This is a genomic window from [Mycobacterium] manitobense, from assembly GCF_025821665.1.
In the GTDB taxonomy this organism is placed as follows: Bacteria; Actinomycetota; Actinomycetes; order Mycobacteriales; family Mycobacteriaceae; genus Mycobacterium; species Mycobacterium arseniciresistens.
Genome location: NZ_JACKSJ010000088.1, coordinates 38,165 through 56,347, shown reverse-complemented (window position 1 = coordinate 56,347; position 18,183 = coordinate 38,165). Strand labels below are relative to the sequence as shown.

The 18,183-nt window shown below is 69.5% G+C and carries 1 protein-coding gene and 2 pseudogenes; all 3 read right to left on the bottom strand.

Annotation, left to right across the window (positions count from 1 at the left end; genetic code table 11):
• Positions 1-123: 123 nt before the first annotated feature.
• A pseudogene (locus tag H7I41_RS30415) lies at positions 124-264 on the bottom strand (hypothetical protein); the annotation flags it as partial.
• Between the two features lie 24 nt (positions 265-288).
• Positions 289-2,823, bottom strand: a pseudogene (locus H7I41_RS11585) (non-ribosomal peptide synthetase); the annotation flags it as partial.
• Positions 2,810-18,112: a non-ribosomal peptide synthetase gene (locus H7I41_RS11580; protein ID WP_372503733.1), complete on the bottom strand. Its 15,303-nt coding sequence runs from the start codon at positions 18,110-18,112 to the stop codon at positions 2,810-2,812. The gene H7I41_RS11580 and the pseudogene H7I41_RS11585, both read right to left, overlap by 14 nt.
• Positions 18,113-18,183: the final 71 nt, after the last annotated feature.

Sequence of the window (18,183 nt, the reverse complement as noted above, 5' to 3'; positions counted from 1 at the left end):
GGCCGGGGCACGGTAGTGATCGCCTCCGCTGTATTCGGGTGCCGGCAGCGCCCGGATGTCGAGCTTCCCGTTGACCGTCAAGGGCAAGGCGGGCAACCGAACCACCGCGGCCGGCACCATGTACGCCGGGAGTCGCTCGGCCAGCGCGGTGCGGATCTCGGCCGGGTCGGCTTCTCCGGTCACGTAACCCACCAGGCGCTTACCACCGGGGCCGTCCCCGCGGGCGATCACCGCCGCCTGCTCCACCCCGTCCACCCGGGCCATGGCGGCTTGGATCTCGCCGAGTTCGATCCGGTAGCCGCGGATCTTGACCTGCTCGTCGACGCGGCCCAGATAGTCGAGTTGCCCGTCGGCACGCCAGCGAACCAGATCTCCGGTGCGGTACATCCGCGTCCCGGAGCCGGCCCCGCCGAACGGACACGCCACGAACCGCGCCGCGGTCAACCCGGAACGGCCCAGATAGCCGACTCCAACACCATGACCGGCCACGTACAGCTCACCGACCACACCCACCGGCACCGGACGCAACCAGCCGTCCAGCACGAACAGCGCCGCAGTGGACACCGGCGCACCGATCGGCGGCGCCCCGGACCCCGGCGTCAGCGGCGCACTGATCGCCGCGTACACCGTGATCTCGGTCGGGCCGTAGGCATTGACCACCACCCGCCCCGGCGCCCACCGATCCACCACCTCGCCCGGGCAGGGCTCGCCGCCGAGCAGCAAGGCCACCGACTCGAGACCTTCCGGGGAGAGCGCCGCCACTGCCGACGGGGTCTGGGTGAGCACGCTGACCTGCTCGCTGACGAGAACGTCGTGGAAGTCCTGCGGCGCGGCCGTCACCGATTCGGGCACCACCACCAACCGCGCCCCGCCGAGCAGCGCGGCCCAGATCTCCCATACCGAGAAGTCGAAGGCATAGGAGTGGCACTGCGTCCACACCTGTTCGTCGGGAAGACCTTTGGGTGTCGACTCCGCCAGATGGCTCAGGTTGCGGTGCGAAATCGCCACTCCCTTGGGCACTCCGGTGGTGCCCGAGGTGTAGATGAGGTAAGCGACGTCATCCGGGCTCGGCGCCGGCAGAACGGTGCTCGGCCGCGAGTCGATCGTGGGGTCGTCGACATCGATGACGACCATGTCGAATCCGCCGAGTCGGTCGGCCAGTCCGATGGTGGTGATCGCGGCGATCGGCGTGGCATCGACGAGCATGAACTCGACGCGGGCCGCCGGCAGCGCGGGGTCGATCGCCAGGTACGCCGCGCCGGTCTTGAGCACCGCCAGCATCGCCACGATGGCCTTGGCTGACCGCTCCAACATCAGCGCGACATGCTCGCCCGGGCGTGCCCCTTGGTCGATGAGCAGGTGCGCCAGCCGATTCGCCGCCTCGTCCAACTCGAGGTAGGTCAGCGAGCGACCCTCGAAGGTCACCGCGACCGCGTCCGGGTTGCGGGCCACCTGTGCGGCGAACGATGCCGGAACCGACACCGGCGTCGCCGTCCGGGTCAACAGCGCACGGTTGCCGAACGCATCCAGCCGGGCGTGTTCGTCCTCGTCGAGCACGTCGATCGACGACAGCCGCCGGGTCGGATCCGCCGTCATCGCCACCAACACGCGCTGCAACCGCCCGATCAACGCGCGAACACTGTCGGCGGCGAACACGTCGGCGTCGAATTCCACGCGAAGGCCCAGTTCGGGTCCCGGCTGAGCCTGCACGGTCAGCGGGTAGTGGTTGTACTCGCGACCGGCCGAATCGGTGATCGAAAGCCCATTGCTGTCGGACAGCGCGGCGGTGTCGATCGGGTAGTTCTCGTATCCGAAGATGGTGTCGAACAGTTGCTCCTGACCGGTGATCCGGTGAATGTCGTTGAGCGCCAGATGCTGATGGTCCAGGGTGTCGTTGTGGGCGCGCTGCAGCTGGTCCAGCAGTTCTGCGGTGGTGGTGGCCGCCGTGATGGTCGCGCGCACCGGCACCGTGTTGATCAGCAGACCGACCATCGATTCGGCGCCGGCCACCTCGGTCCTGCCCGAGACAGTGGTGCCGAAGGCAACGTCCTGCTGACCGGTCAGCCACATGAGCAGCTGCGCGAAGGCGCCCTGCAGCACGATGTTCACGGTGGTGTGGCAGGAGCGTGCCAGATCGCCGAGCGCCCTTGTGGTCTGCTCGGGCACCCGGAACGATTCAACGCCACGGGCGCCCAGCCCCAGCCTCTGCGCCGGTCCGACCAGAGTGGGTGTGTCGAAATCGGCCATTAAGGAACGCCAGGCCGCTTCGGCGGCGTGGCGGTCGCGAGTCGCCAGCCAGGACACGAAGTTGCGGTACGGCGCGGGCGCCGGGAGGCGCTGTCCGTAATAGCTGGCGAAGATCTCACTCATCAGGATCGGCAGCGACCAGCCGTCCATCACGATGTGGTGATTGGTCAGCACACACCGGTGCCGTTCTTCTGCGATGCGGATCAGCGCCACCCGGAAGGCCGGCCCGTCGGCGAGATCGCAGACCGCGGCGCGCTCCTCGGCGCAGACCCGCTCGACCTGCTCATCGACATCGGCATCGGCGTTCAGCTCGAGGTACTGCCACCCGGGCGCGGGATCGGCCGGGATGATCTGCACCGGCTGGCCGAACTTCTCGGAGAACCGGGCCACGAGGTGAGGATGGCGGTTCACCACCGTGTGCACCGCATCGCGCAGCCCGTGCGGGTCGAGTGGCCCGGTCACGGTGAAGGCCAGCTGCACCGCGTACACGTCGTCGCCGCCGTCGCGCGTGGTGCTGGCGTGGAAGAGCAGCCCCCGTTGCAGCGGTGTCAGCGGCAGAATGTCAGCGATCCGCATATTGCCCCTGAAGTTCGTCGATCTGCTGTTGGGTGAGACCGACCGCGATGTCGGAAGGCGTCAGTCCGCCGCCGCCGCCGCGCACGTGAGCGCAGATGCCGGTCAGGGCGTCGAACCACAACCGGCTCAACCGGCTGACCTGATCGTGGTCGAGCGCCGAGGGCGCCCACGTCCAGTTGGCGTGCAGGTGCGGGCCGGCGTCGGTGTCGATGGTGCCGGCGTTGAGGGCGACGGTGTGTGCCAGGGGCATCGGCACCGCGGTCGCGGCGGCACTCAGCGACACGCCGTCCCGACTGATGTGCCACAGCCCGTCGGCTGCCGCGGACTGCGCAGGCGCGCCGAGTCGACCGAGGTAGTTGAAGCCGATCGACGGGTCGGACTCCGGCAGGTCCACGTCGGGATTCAGGTAGCGCAGCAGACCGTAGGTCAACGGATCGGGCAGGGCGCGAAGCTGTTCCTTGGCGGCCTTGACCGCCGCGCCCAACGCCGCATCACCGGCGGTCACCTGCGCCCAGGACAGCCCGCCGGCGGTCATTGCCACCGGGTATTTGGCGGTGAACCAGCCCACCGTGCGGGAGAGGTCCACGTCTGCGGCGAGTTCCTCGTGACGGCCGTGGCCCTCCACGTCGATGCCGACCGGCGCACCACCGGCGCCCACGAACTCCGCCACCGCCAGCCCGAACGCGATCAACAGAACCTCGTGCACCCCGGCATGGAATGCATCCGGCACCTCACCCAGCAGCACGCGGGTGGTGTCGGCGTCCAAGGACGCCGACATCTGCCCGGCACTGGCGTAGGTGTCCCGCTCGGGTCGGGGCGCGGGAAGCGCCGCCGGCACCGCCGCCACCCGCTCCCAGGCGGCGGCCTGTTCCACCACCTCGGGGGAATGGGCGTGCTCGGTCAGCAGCGAGGACCACCGTGCGAACGACGTCCCGGTTTCGGGCAGAGCTGTCGGCTGGCCGCTGTGCTGTTGCGCCCAGGCGATGTTGATGTCCTGCAGCAGAATTCCCCACGACACCGCGTCGATGGCCAGGTGGTGGATGATCAACGCCAGCTGACCCGTCGAGACCGCCCACACCGCGCTCAGCATCACCCCGGCGGTCGGGTTGAGCCGTGATCGCCCCTCGACGAGCGCCACCTCGTCGAGCCTCTCGGCCGTCCGCAGGCATTTGCGTGCGTCCACCGCGCCGACCTCGGGCACCGTCAACGACCAGCCGCCGGCGCCGTCGTCGTCGACGCGCAACCGCAGCATCGCATGGCGATCCAGCAGCGCCTGCAGCACCATCACCATGTCGGACTCGGTGACCCTTGATGGAACCTGCAGCAGCACAGTTTGGTTGAACTCTTCGATGGGGCCCTGCACAGCGGCCAGCCACCGGATGATCGGGGTCGCAAGGACCGGTCCGATGCCTTCGTCGACAACACCGGCGGCGCCGTCGGCCACCACCGCCACCCTCGCCAGCCGGGCCACCGTCTGCTCGACGAAGACATCGCGCGGCCTGCACACCAGCCCTGCGGCGCGGGCCCGGGCCACCACCTGCATCGAGGAGATGCTGTCGCCACCCAGATCGAAGAACGAGTCATCGACACCGACCCGCTCCAGCCCCAGCACCTCCGCGTAGATGCCGGAGAGGATCTCCTCGACGGCCCCGGCCGGAGCCTGATATTCGCCGGCGGTGTACTGGGGTGCGGGTAGGGCGCGGATGTCGAGCTTGCCGTTGACCGTCAACGGCAGGGCGTCGACGACCACGATCGCCGCCGGGATCATGTACGGCGGCAGTCGATCAGCCAGTGCACCGCGCGCCTGCGCGGGATCGACGGTGCCCGGGGAGGCTTCGGTGACGTAGCCGACCAGGCGCTTGTCGCCGGGGCGGTCCTCGCGCGCGATCACCGCCGCCTGGGCGATCCCGTCCAGCGCGGTCAGTGCGGCCTGGATCTCGCCGAGTTCGATGCGGTAGCCGCGGATCTTGACCTGCTCGTCGGCGCGCCCGAGATACTGCAGCTGTCCGTCGGTGCCCCACCGCACCAGGTCGCCGGTGCGATACATCCTTGTTCCGAGCCTGCCGAACGGGCATGCCACGAAGCGTGATCCGGTCAACCCGGCCCGACCCACATAACCGTGGGCCAGACCGCCGCCGGCAACGTAGAGCTCACCGATCACGCCTTCGGGCACCGGCCGCAACCATTGGTCCAGCACGAGAAGCGCGGCGCCGGGAACGGGTGAACCGATCGGCACCACAGTGGATTCCGTGGTGAGTGGGGCGCTGATCGCCACGCACATCGTGGTCTCGGTGGGACCGTAGGCGTTGACCATCACCCGCCCCGGTGCCCACCGGTCCACCACCTCGGCCGGACAGGCCTCACCGACGACCACCAACGCCGCCGACTCCAGACCCTGCTGCGGCAGCATCGCGACCGCCGACGGCGTCTGCGTCAACACGCTCACGCCCTCGGCAACCAGTACCTCGTGGAAGTCTTCCGGCGAAGCCGCCAGCGTTTCGGGGACCACCACCACCCGTCCACCGCGCAGCAGCGCCCCGAAGATCTCCCACACCGACACGTCGAACGCCAACGAATGACACAGCGGCCACACCCCCGGGGCCGGCAACCCCGCATTCAACGATGCCAGCAACCGGGTCACGTTGTGATGGGTGACCGCCACGCCCTTGGGTGTGCCGGTGGTGCCCGAGGTGTAGATCAGGTACGCGACGTCGTCGGGTTCGGGCCCCGCCGGCGCCGTACCGGGTTGGACGGCGATTGCCGGATCCGCGACATCGACCACGGCGACGGCGGTTCCGTCGAGCCGTGACCGCCATTCCGCGCTGGTGAGCACCGCCACCGGCGCGGCATCGGCGATCACGAACTGCATGCGGGCCGCAGGCACCATCGGGTCGATCGGCAGATAAGCCGCGCCCGTCTTGAGCACCGCCATGATCGCGATGACCGCGTCGGCCGAACGCTCCAGCAGCAGCGCCACGTTGCGGCCCGGCCCGGCTCCATGGCCGATCAACAGCTGCGCCAGCCGGTTCGCCGCCTCGTCGACATCGACATAGGTCATCGACCGGCCCTCGAAGGTCATCGCCACCGCCTCGGGGGTGCGGGCGACGTGCTCGGCGAACAAGGCCGGAATCGACACCGATGCGCCTACCGGGTGGGCCAGCGCCGCGTGATTGCCGATCTCGGCGAGACGGGCACGCTCCGGCTCACCGAGCAGGTCGATCGACGAGAGCCGCCGTTGCGGGTCGGCGGTCATCGCCGCCACCACCCGCTGCAGACGCTCGATCAGCGAGTGAATGCTGTTCTCGTCGAACACGTCGGTGCGGAACTCGACCACGCCACAGAGGCCGGCGGCCTGGCCGGCGCCGGTGAAACGTTCGGCCAGGGAGAACGTCAGATCCATTCGGGCGGTGCGGGTGTCCACCAGCAGAGGCGTGGCGTGCAGGTCACCCAGCGCGGGACTGGCGGGTTCGTTGTTCTGCCAGGCCAACGCCACCTGGAACAGCGGGTGGTGGGTCAGACTCCGGGTGGGGTGCAGCCGGTCGACAAGCACTTCGAAGGGCACGTCCTGGTGCTCGTAGGCGGCCAGGCCGCGCCGGCGCACCTGTGCCAGCAGCTCGGCGACGGTGGGATCGCCGGCCAGATCTGTTCTCAGCACCAGGGTGTTGGCGAAGAACCCGACCACGTCGTCCAGCGCGGGGTCGCCGCGCCCGGCGACCGCGAAGCCCACCGCCACGTCGCTGCTGGCGCTGACCTTGGCCAGCAGGGTCGCCAGCGCGGCCTGGATGACCATGAAACTGGTGGCGTTGTGTTCGCGGGCGACATCGCGCACCTGCTGCTGCAGCTGTGCCGGCCAGTCGATCGCCACCGTGGCGCCGCGCTGATCGGGCACCGCCGGGTACGGCCGATCGGTCGGCAACTCCAGCCGCTCGGGCAGCCCGGCGAGCTCCTGCTCCCAGTACCCCACCTGCGCCGCGATGCGGCTCTCCGGGTCTGTCAGCTCACCCAGCTGCACACGCTGCCACAGCGTGTAGTCGACGTACTGCACCGGCAACGGCGCCCAGTCGGGGGCGTGTCCGGCGCACCGGCTGGCATAAGCCGTCCCGAGATCAGCCATCAGCGGGGACATCGACCAGCCGTCGGCGGCGATGTGGTGCACCACGGTGACCAGTACGTGCTCATCGTCGGCGAGACGGAAAAGCGTTGCCCGCAGGGGAATCTGAGACGCCAGGTCGAAGCTGTGACGCACCGCGGCGCTGACGGCGTCGTCGAGCCGGGCCGCCGGCCAGCCGGTGGCATCGACCACACGCCAGCCGAAGTCGGCCCGCTCGGGCGGCATCACCAGCTGCTGGGGTACCCCTTCGGGTGCGGCGAACAGCGTGCGCAGGCTCTCCTGGCGCGCAACCACATCGGCCAGCGCCGCTCCCAGCGCTAAAGCATCCAGCGGCCCGCTCAACCGCAATGCCGCCGCCATGTTGTACACCGGGGAGGGTCCGTGCAACTGGTCGAGGAACCACAACCGCTGCTGGGCGAACGACAATGGCACCACCGACGGCCGCTCCGCCACCACCAACGGCTCACGCTTCCCGACGTTCGCACCGATACGTGGCGCCAACAGGGCGACAGTCGGTGCGTCGAACACCGCCCGCACCGCGAGGCCGGCGTCCAGCAGTGTGTTGATCGCCGCGACCACCGAGTCACCGCCGAGGTCGAAGAACGAGTCGTCGACCCCGACCCGCTCGACACCCAGCACCTGGGCGTAGACCCCTGCCAGGATCTCCTCGACCGCGTCGGCCGGGGCACGGTAGTGATCGCCTCCGCTGTATTCAGGTGCCGGCAGCGCCCGGATGTCCAGCTTGCCGTTGGGAGTCAGCGGCAGAGCATCCAGGACCACCACCGCGGTGGGAATCATGTACGACGGCAACCGATCAGCTAACGCGGTCCGTGCTCGAGCGGAGTCGATCGCGCCGCTCGATGTCTCGGTGATGTAGCCGACCAGGCGCTTGTCGCCGGGACGGTCCTCGCGGGCGATCACCGCCGCCTGGGCGACCCCGTCGAGCCGTGCCAGCGCCGCGCGCACCTCGCCGAGTTCGATGCGGTAGCCGCGGATCTTCACCTGATCGTCGGCGCGCCCGAGATATTGCAACTGCCCGTCGGCACCCCACCGCACCAGGTCCCCGGTGCGATACATCCGCGACCCGGGCCCGCCGAAGGGACACGCGAGGAACCGCGACGCGGTCAGTCCGGCGCGGCGCCAGTACCCGACGCCCACCCCGGCGCCGGCGACATACAGCTCGCCGACCAGCCCCGCCGGCACCGGCCGCAACCAGCCGTCCAGCACGAACAACGCCGCGGAAGGCACCGGCGCACCGATCGGCGGCACGCCCGACCCCGCCGCCAGCGGCGCAGTCCTCGACGCGCACACCGTGGTCTCTGTGGGGCCATAGGCATTGACCATCACCCGCCCCGGCGCCCACCGATCCACCACCTCCGCCGGGCACGCTTCGCCGGCGACCAGCAACGCCATCGATTCCAGACCCTCCGGCGCCAGTGTCTGGGCCGCAGAGGGGGTTTGGCTCAGGAAGCTGACCTGCTCGGCGACGAGCAGGGAGTGGACGTCCTCCGGGGAGACGGCCACCGACTCGGGCACCACCACCAGCCGGCCGCCACTCAGCAGCGCACCCCAGATCTCCTCCACCGATGCGTCGAAGGCCAGCGAATGCCACTGTGCCCACACTCGTTTGGCCGTCGCACCGGCGTCCAGTGACCTCAGCAGCTGAGTGAGGTTGTGGTGGGTGATGGCCACCCCCTTGGGCACACCGGTGGTGCCCGAGGTGTAGATGAGGTAAGCGATGTCATCGGGCGCCGGCGCCGAAGGCGCCTCGGCGGGTTGGCCGCCTTCGGTGTCCGCGGCGTCGACGTCGACGACCGGGACGTCGCACCCGCCCAACCGCGAGCGCAGAGCCGCGGTGGTGACCGCGGCCGCAGGTCCGGCATCGCGCATCATGAAGTCGATACGATCCGCCGGCGACGCCGGGTCGATCGGCAGGTACGCCGCACCGGTTTTCAGCACCGCCAGCATCGCCACCACGGCCTGCGTCGAACGGGTGAACAGCAGCGCCACACACGCCCCCGGGCGAGCGCCGTGCCCGGCCAGCCTGTGCGCCAACCGATTCGCCGCCTCGTCGAGCTCGCGATACGACGTCGGCCTGCCCTCGAAGGTCACCGCCACGGCATCCGGCGTGCGGGCCACCCATTCGGCGAACGCCGCCGGAATCGACACCGGCGCGATGGCCGGCCGGGTCAGCGCCGCGCGATTGCCGATCGCGTCCAGCCGTGCGTGCTCACCCTCGTCGAGCACATCCACCGCCGACAGCGACCGGCCGGGGTCGGCGGCCATCGCCACCAACACCCGCTGCAGCCGCGCGATCAAGGTACGGATCGCGTCCGCGTCGAACAGATCTTGGTCGTACTCGACGCGAAGTCCCATCTCGTCGCCGGGCCGGGCCGCCATCGTCAGGGGGTAGTGGGTCGACTCGTGGCCAATGACCTCGGTGATGGTCAACCCGTCGATGCCGGACAGCGAGGCGGTGTCGACCGGGTAGTTCTCGTAGACGAAGACGGTGTCGAACAGTTGGTCCTGACCGGCGATGCGGTGAATTTCGCTGAGCGCCAGGTGCTGGTGCTCCAAGGTGGCGTTGTTGACGCGCTGCAACTGGTCGAGCAGGTCGGTGGTGGTGGTGGCCGCCGTGATGGTGGCCCGCACCGGAACCGTGTTGATCAACAGTCCCACCATGGATCCCGCACTGGGGACCTCGGCCGGCCTGCCCGAGACCACGGCTCCGAAGGCCACGTCATGCGCGCCGGTCAGCCATGTCAGCAGCTGCGCCCACCCGGCCTGCAGCACGGTGTTGACGGTGGTGTGGTGTGAGCGCGCCAACTCGCTCAGCGCTCGCGTGATCCCCTCGGGCAACACCGACGACATCACGCCCTGGCGGCCGGACCTGTTCGGCCGGCCGACCAGTGTGGGGGTGTCGAAGCCGGCCAGCACCGCACGCCAGGCGTCCTCTGCGGCCGGGCCGTCCCGGTCGGCCAACCAGGAGACGAAGCTGCGGTACGGCGCAGGCGCGGGCAACGGCTGCCCGTAGTAGCCGGCGAAGATCTCGCTCAGCAGGATCGGCAGCGACCAGCCGTCCATGACGATGTGATGGAAGGTCAGGACAAACCGATGTTCGTCGTGTCCCGTGCGGATCAGCGCGGCACGGAAAGCGGACTGACCGAACAGGTCACAGACCGCGATACGCTCGTCGAGGGACACCCGGTCGATCTGCTCAGCGGAGACGAGGTCGTCATATCGCCAGGCCGCGACGGGATCGGCGGGGATGATCTGAACCGGCTGGTCGAACTGCACGTGGAAACGGGCTGCCAGATTCGGATGACGCTGCACGACGGTGTCCACCGCTGCGCGGAGCCGTTGGGCGTCGAGGGCACCGCTGAACGCGATCTCCAGCTGCACCGCGTATACATCGGCGCTCGCCTGGTCGGTGCTGGCGTGGAAGAGCAGCCCCTGCTGCAGGGGGGTCAACGGCAGGACATCGACGAGGTCGTATTGCTGGTCGAGCACGTCGATCTGGTGCTGATCCAGCCGGGCAGGGACGATGTCCGACGGGGTCAGTCCGCCGCCGCCGCGGCGCACGTGCGCGCAGATGCCGGCCAGGGCGTCGAACCACAACCGGCTCAGCCGGCTGACCTGATCGCGATCCAGCGCCGAGGGCGCCCACGTCCAGTTGGCGTGCAGGTGCGGGCCGGCATCGGTGTCGATGGTGCCGGAGTTGAGCTCGACGGAGTGCATCAGCGGAATCGGCACCGCCGCCGTGGCACCGGTCAGCGAGACGCCGTCAGGGCCGATCCGCCACGCCTCGCCGGAATCGGCCGCCTGCGCCGGCGCCCCGAGTCGACCGAGGTAGTTGAAGCCGATCGACGGGTCGGACTCCGGCAGGTCCACGTCGGGATTCAGATAGCGCAGCAGACCGTAGGTCAACGGATCGGGCAGTGCACGAAGCTGTTCCTTGGCGGCCTTGACCGCCGCACCCAACGCCGCATCACCGGCGACCACTCGTGCCCAGGACAATCCGCCGATGTCGAGTGCCACCGGGTACTTCGCGGTGAACCAGCCCACCGTGCGCGAAAGGTCCACGTCCGCGGCGAGTTCCTCGTGACGGCCGTGGCCCTCCACGTCGATGCCGACCGGCGCACCACCGGCGCCCACGAACTCCGCCACCGCCAGCGCGAACGCGATCAACAGGATGTCCTGGACTCCGGCATGGAACGCCGCAGGAACCTCACCCAGCAGCACGCGGGTGAGGTCGCTGTCGAGCGACGCCGACATCTGCCCGGCACTGGCGTAGGTGTCCCGCTCGGGTCGGGGCGCGGGAAGCGCCGCCGGGGCCGCCGCCACCTGCCGCCAGGCCTCCCCCACGGCCACGACCTCTGCGTCGTGGGCGTGCCCGGCCAGCAGCGACGACCACCGGACGAAGGACGTCCGGGGCGCCGGCAGCGCGACCGGTTGGCCGCTGCGATGCTGCGCCCAGGCGATGTTGATGTCCTCCAGCAGGATTCGCCACGACACCCCGTCGACGGCCAGGTGGTGGATGATCAACGCCAGCTGACCCGTCGGGGCCACCCACACCGCGCTCAGCATCACCCCGGCGGCCGGGTTCAACCGTGACCGCGCCCCCAACAGCGCCTCATCGTCGAGCACCTCGACGGTCCGAAGGCAGTCGCGTGCGTCCACCGCGCCGGCCTCGGGCACCGTCAACGACCAGCCACCGGCACCGTCGGCGTCGACACGAAGCCGCAGCATCGCATGGCGATCCAGCAGCGCCTGCAACACCGACACCACGTCGGCCTCGGACACCGCGGCGGGGGCCGAGACCACGACCGTCTGGTTGAACTCGCCGACCGGGCCGTCAACACCCGCCAGCCACCGCATGATCGGTGTGGCGACCACCGTCCCGGTGCCTTCGTCGACCACACCGGCTTCTCCGTCGGCCACCATCGCCACCCGGGCCAGCCGCGCCACCGTCTGCTCGACGAAGACGTCGCGGGGCCTGCACTCCAGGCCGGCTGCCCGGGCGTGCAGCACCACCTGCATCGACAGGATGCTGTCGCCGCCCAGGTCGAAGAACGACTCGTCGACCCCCACCCGCTCGATGCCCAAGATCTGGGCGTAGATGCCGGCCAGGATCTCCTCGACCGCGTTCGCCGGCGCCCGGTAGTGATCGACCGCGGCGTATTCGGGTGCGGGCAGGGCTCGGCTGTCGAGCTTGCCGTTGACCGTCATGGGGAACGCATCCACCACCATCACCGCTGCCGGCACCATGTAGGCCGGCAGCCGCTCGGCCAGCGCACTGCGGGCTCGAACGGGATCGACCGTGCCCGTCGCGGTTTCGGTGACGTAGCCGACCAGGCGCTTGTCGCCGGGGCGGTCCTCGCGGGCGATCACCGCCGCCTGATCCACCCCGTCCAGGGCCGTCAGCGCGGCCTGGATCTCGCCGAGTTCGATGCGGTAGCCGCGGACCTTGACCTGCTCGTCGGCGCGGCCCAGATACCGCAGCTGGCCGTCGGCGCCCCAGGAGACGAGGTCACCGGTGCGATACATCCGTGTTCCGGCCGCGCCGAACGGGCACGCCACGAACCGCGACGAGGTCAGAGCGGCCCGGCGCACATAGCCGACACCCACGCCGCGACCTGCCAGGTACAGCTCACCGACCACTCCGGCCGGAACCGGCCGCAACCACTCATCGAGCACGAAGAACGCGGCCCAGGCGATCGGCGAGCCGATCGGCGGCGCACCCGATCCCGCCGCCAACGGCGCACTCGCAGAAGCCCACATCGTCGTCTCGGTCGGCCCGTACACGTTGACCATCACCCGCCCGGGGGCCCAGCGGTCCACCAACTCGGCCGGACAGGGCTCCGCACCGATCACCAGCGCGGCCGACTCCAGACCCTGTGGGGAGAGCACCCCGACCGCCGAGGGCGTCTGGGTCAGCACGGTGACACCCTCGGCGACCAGCATCGCGTGGAAGTCCTCCGGGGAGCGCGCGACCGCGTCGGACACCACCACCAGCCGCCCACCGAACAACAGCGCACCCCAGATCTCCCACACCGAGAAATCGAATGCGTAGGAATGGAATTGCGTCCACACCTGTCCGGGCGCCAGCTCCACTCCGATGTCCAGCCCGTCGAAGAGCTGGACGACGTTGTGGTGGGTGACCGTGACGCCCTTGGGCACACCGGTGGTGCCCGAGGTGTAGATGACGTGCGCCAGGTCATCCGGCGCCGGTGCAGGCAGGGCGGTGCCGGGTTGGCTGTCGATGCGGGGGTCGTCGATGTCGAGCACCATCACGTCGCAGCCGGCCAACCGGGCGGCCAGCCCGGTGGTGGTCACCGCGGCGATCGGAGCGGTGTCGGCGATCATGAACTCGATGCGCGCCGCCGGCAGCGCCGGGTCGATCGGCAGGTAGGCGGCGCCGGCCTTCAGCACGGCCAGGATCGCCACGATCGCTTCGGCTGATCGCGGAAGCAGCAGTGCCACAGCCTGTCCGGGGCCGGCTCCGTGCTGGGCCAAAAGGTGCGCCAGCCGATTCGCCGCCTCGTCCAGTTCGAAGTAGGTCATCGACCGGCCCTCGAACGTCACCGCCACCGCCTCGGGTGCGCGGAGAACCTGCTCGGCGAACAGCTCCGGAATCGACACCCCGGCAGTCGGCTGGTTCAGCACCGCGCGGTTACCGAGCTGATCGAGCTCGGCATGCTCGCACTCGTCGAGCACATCGATCGACGAGACCCGCCGTCCCGAGTCGGTGGTCATCGCCTCCAGGACCCGCCGCAACCGGTCGATCAGCCCGCGGATGCTGTCCGGGTCGAAGACATCGGTGCGGAACTCCACCGTCCCGCCGATCCCGGCGGGCTCACCGGCCCCGTCGAAGCGTTCGGCCAGCGAGAAGCCGAGATCCATTCGGGCGGTCTGGGTGTTCACCGGCAGCGACGTGACCTGCAGGCCCTCCAGTTCCAGGTTCGCCGCCGGATCGCTGTCACCGGCGAACTGCCAGCCCACCAGCACCTGGATCAGCGGGTGATGCGCCATCGACCTCGAGGGGTTGAGCCGCTCCACGAGCACTTCGAAGGGCACGTCCTGGTGCTCGTAGGCGGACACGCTGCGTCGGCGCACCTGGCCCAGCAGCTCGGCGGTGGTGGGATCCCCCGACACGTCGACGCGTAGCACCAGGGTGTTGATGAAGAATCCCACCAGATCATCGAGTGCGGGATCGCGCCGTCCGGCGATCGGGAATCCGATGGCCACGTCCGGGCTGGCGCTCAGCTTCGACAACAGCACCGCCAGGGCGGCCTGGACCATCATGAAGCTGGTCGCCTTGTGCTCACGCGCCGCCCGCGCGACCTGTTGCTGCAACTCGGCCGGCCAATCCACGACCACGCTGGCACCGCGCTGTCCGGCCACCGCCGGGTACGGCCGATCGGTGGGCAGCTGCAGGCGCTCGGGCAGACCGGCCAACTCGTGCTCCCAGTAGGCCAGCTGTGCGGCGATGGGGCTGTCGCTGTCGTCGAGATCGCCCAGTTGTGCGCGCTGCCACAGTGTGTAGTCGACGTACTGCACCGGTAGCGGCTCCCACGTGGGTGCGCGCCTGGCGTACCGGCCGGCAAAGGCGACCCCGAGGTCCCTGATCAGGGGGGCGATCGACCAGCCGTCGGCGGCGATGTGATGCACCACCGCAACCAGCACGTGCTCGTCGTAGGCCAGTCGAAAAAGCGTTGCGCGCAGCGGAATCTCAGATGCCAGGTCGAAACTGTGCCGCACTGCAGCGCCGATCGCGTCATCCAGCCGGGTGGCCGACCAGCCGGTGGCGTCGACGACATCCCAGCCGAAGTCCGCGCACTCGGAGGGCACCACCAGTTGCTGGGGTACTCCCCCGGGCGCGGCGAGCAGGGTGCGCAGACTCTCATGACGGTCCACCACATCGGCCAGCGCCGCGCGCAACTCCTCGGTTTCGAGCAGACCGCCCAACCGCAACGCCGCTGACAGGTTGTACACCGGGGACGGTCCCTGCAACTGGTCGATGAACCACAGCCGCTGCTGGGCATACGACAGCGGAACCACCGGCGGCCGCGCGACCGGCACCAGCGGCGCGAGCCGACGCGAACCCGTGTCGATGCGGCAGGCCAGCTCGGCGACCGTGGGTGCGTCGAACACGGTGGGCACAGAGACATCGGCGTCGAGCGAGGTGTTGATCGCCGCGGACAGCCGCATCGCCAGCAGCGAATCCCCACCGAGATCGAAGAACGACTCGTCGACGCCGACGCGATCCAGACCCAGTACGTCGGCATAGATCCCGGCCAGGATCTCCTCGACCGCGGTGCCAGGGGCCCGGTAGCCGTCGACCTCCTGGGACTCCGGTGCCGGCAGGGCGCGGGTGTCCAGTTTGCCGTTGGCGGTCAACGGCAGCGCAGGCAGGGCCACCACCGCAGCAGGCACCAGGTAGGCCGGCAGCCGCTCGCCCAGCTGCGCGCGGATCTCGGCGGGTTCCGCGGTCCCCGTGATGTAGCCGACCAGGCGCTTGTCACCGGGGCGGTCCTCGCGGGCGATGACCACCGCGCGATCCACTCCGTCCAGGCCCGCCAGTGCCGCCTGGATCTCACCCAGTTCGATGCGATAGCCGCGGATCTTCACCTGTTCGTCGGCGCGCCCGAGATACTGCAGCTGCCCGTCGGCGCCCCACCGCACCAGATCCCCTGTGCGGTACATCCGGGCCCCGGGCCGGCCGAAGGGACACGCCACGAAACGCGACGCGGTCAATCCGGCGCGCCGCACATATCCACACGCCAACCCACCGCCGGCCACGTACAGCTCGCCGACCACGCCCGCGGGCACCGGGCGCAACCAGCCATCGAGCACGAACAGCGCCGCACCGGGCACGGGCGAGCCGATCGGCACCACATCCGTGCCCGCGGTCAACGGCGCACTGATCGCCACGCACATCGTGGTCTCGGTGGGTCCGTAGGCGTTGACCATCACCCGCCCCGGTGCCCACCGGTCCACCACCTCGGCCGGACATGCCTCACCGGCCATCACCAACGCCGTCGACTCCAGGCCCTGATCGGGCAGCAACGCCACCGCCGACGGCGTCTGGGTCAACACGCTGACGCCCTCGGCAACGAGTACCTCGTGGAAGTCCGGCGGCGAGATCACCACCGGTTCGGGCACCACCACCAGGCGCCCGCCCCGCAGCAGCGCACCGAAGATCTCCCACACCGACACGTCGAAGGCCAACGAATGGCACAGCGACCACACCCCCGCCTCCGGCAAACCGGCGGTCAACGATGCCAGCAACCGGGTGACACCCTGATGGGTGACCGCCACGCCCTTCGGGGTACCGGTGGTCCCCGAGGTGTAGATCAGGTAGGCGACGTCATCGGAGGCCGGGCCGCGTGGCGTCGGCAACGCGGCACCGGGTCGAGCGTGGCTGCGGGGATCGTCGACATCGTCGATCACCGGGAGATCGCAGCCGCTCAGTCTGCCCGCCAACCCGGTGGTGGTGATCGCCGCCTTCGGCGCGGCATCGGCGATCATGAATTTGATCCGGGACGTCGGCACCGCTGGGTCGATCGGCAGGTAGGCCGCCCCCGTCTTGAGCACGGCCAGGATCGCGGTGACCGCGTCGGCCGAACGCTCCATCAGGAGCGCGACACAGTCACCTGGGCCGATGCCCTGGCCGGAGAGCCTGTGCGCCAACTGATTTGCCGCCTCGTCCAGCTCGCGATACGACGTCGACCGGCCCTCGAAGGTCACCGCCACCGCATCGGGCGTGCGGGTCACCCACTCAGCGAACAACGCCGGAATCGATACCGGCGGGGTCACCGGCTGGGCCAGCACCGGGCGGTGACCGATCGCATCCAGCCGGGCATGCTGGGCCTCGTCGAGCAGATCCAGCGACGACAGCGGCCGCCCGGGATCGGCCGCCATCGCCAGCAACACCCGCTCCAACCGCTCTGCCAGATCGCGGACGTCGCTGTTCGCGAAGAACTGTCCGGGACCGGCCGTGCTGAGGAAGAGATCGTCGCCGTCCCTGAAGAAGACCAGCGCAAACTCGACGGGCCCGGCGTGGGTCAGCGTTCCCGTCGCCGCGGCGTCCGCGAGAAACCCGGTGTGTGTGGCCGGGATGAAATTGATGACCACGCGATTCGAAGCCTGTCCGGAGCCGCGGAGAGTCGCCTTGTAGTCGATCGAGTGCACGGGAAATCGCTGGTGTTCCAGCGCATCCTGCATCTGCGTGTCCACGCGCACACAGAATTCTGAGGCGGATAGTTCCGGTGAGGCCTTGAGCACCAGCGGCACGAATCCCGACACCATGCCGGGCACCAGTTGAATCTCCGGTCGCACCCGTCTGCTCACCGGGAAGTCGAGCACCACCTCCGGGCTCTCCGTGTCGAACGCACGCACCACGAGCGCGCACGCCGCGGTGATCACCGACGACCGACGCACCCCGAGGCTCCGGTACAGGTGTCGGAGCCCGGCCACGGCGGCGGGGGCGAGCCGAACCGGTGCGCGAGACTCCTCGTCGTGGTCGCCCGCGACGGCATCAGCCAACCGGTAACGCGGCTCGCTCTCCGGGGGGAGGTTCTGCGTCCAGTACGCCGAATCGTCGAGATATTCGGTCGAGGATTCGTAGGTCAGTTCGCATTCGACGAGATCCCGCAGCGATCCGAAGAAGGCGGGGGGGACCGGCGCGTCCGTCGCGATGGCGGAATAGATCTCCGCCATCCGGTGACACACGAGGGGGATGCCGACCCCGTCGATCACGATGTGGTGGCAACACACGAAGAGATAGAACTCGTCCACCCGGGTCTGCAGCAGTGCCCATTTGAACAGCGGGCCGTCGAGCGGCATCAACGTCGCCTGGATCGACGAGATCGTCCGGTGCACCTCCTGCTCGGGGTCCGGCGAGCCCGTGAGGTCGTAGCGGGCGAGGTCGACGTCCGGGTAGTCGACCGCTCTCTGGAAGACCCTGCCGTCCACCTCGAAAAAGGCGGCCCGCAGCGGCTCGGCTTCACGCACCGCCTGAACGATCGCCCGCTGGAGGAGGCCGGGATCGATCATCCCGTCGATGCGCAGGAGCTCGCCCAGTTGCCACTTCGCACCGAAGCGGCCCGTCCTCTGCGCGAGCCAGATGTCGAGCTGACCCCGCGTCAGCGGAAATGCCCCAGCATCGAGTTCCATGCGGCCCCCAACCCAATCGGGTTTACCGATAAGAAGCCCGGCTCTCACCCGGCCTCTCGCGCCGTCTCGAG

What these genes read in the sequence shown, in the direction of transcription:
- H7I41_RS11580 (WP_372503733.1), bottom strand. Translation starts at nt 18,112, where the DNA reads ATGGAACTCGATGCTGGGGCATTTCCGCTGACGCGGGGTCAGCTCGAC.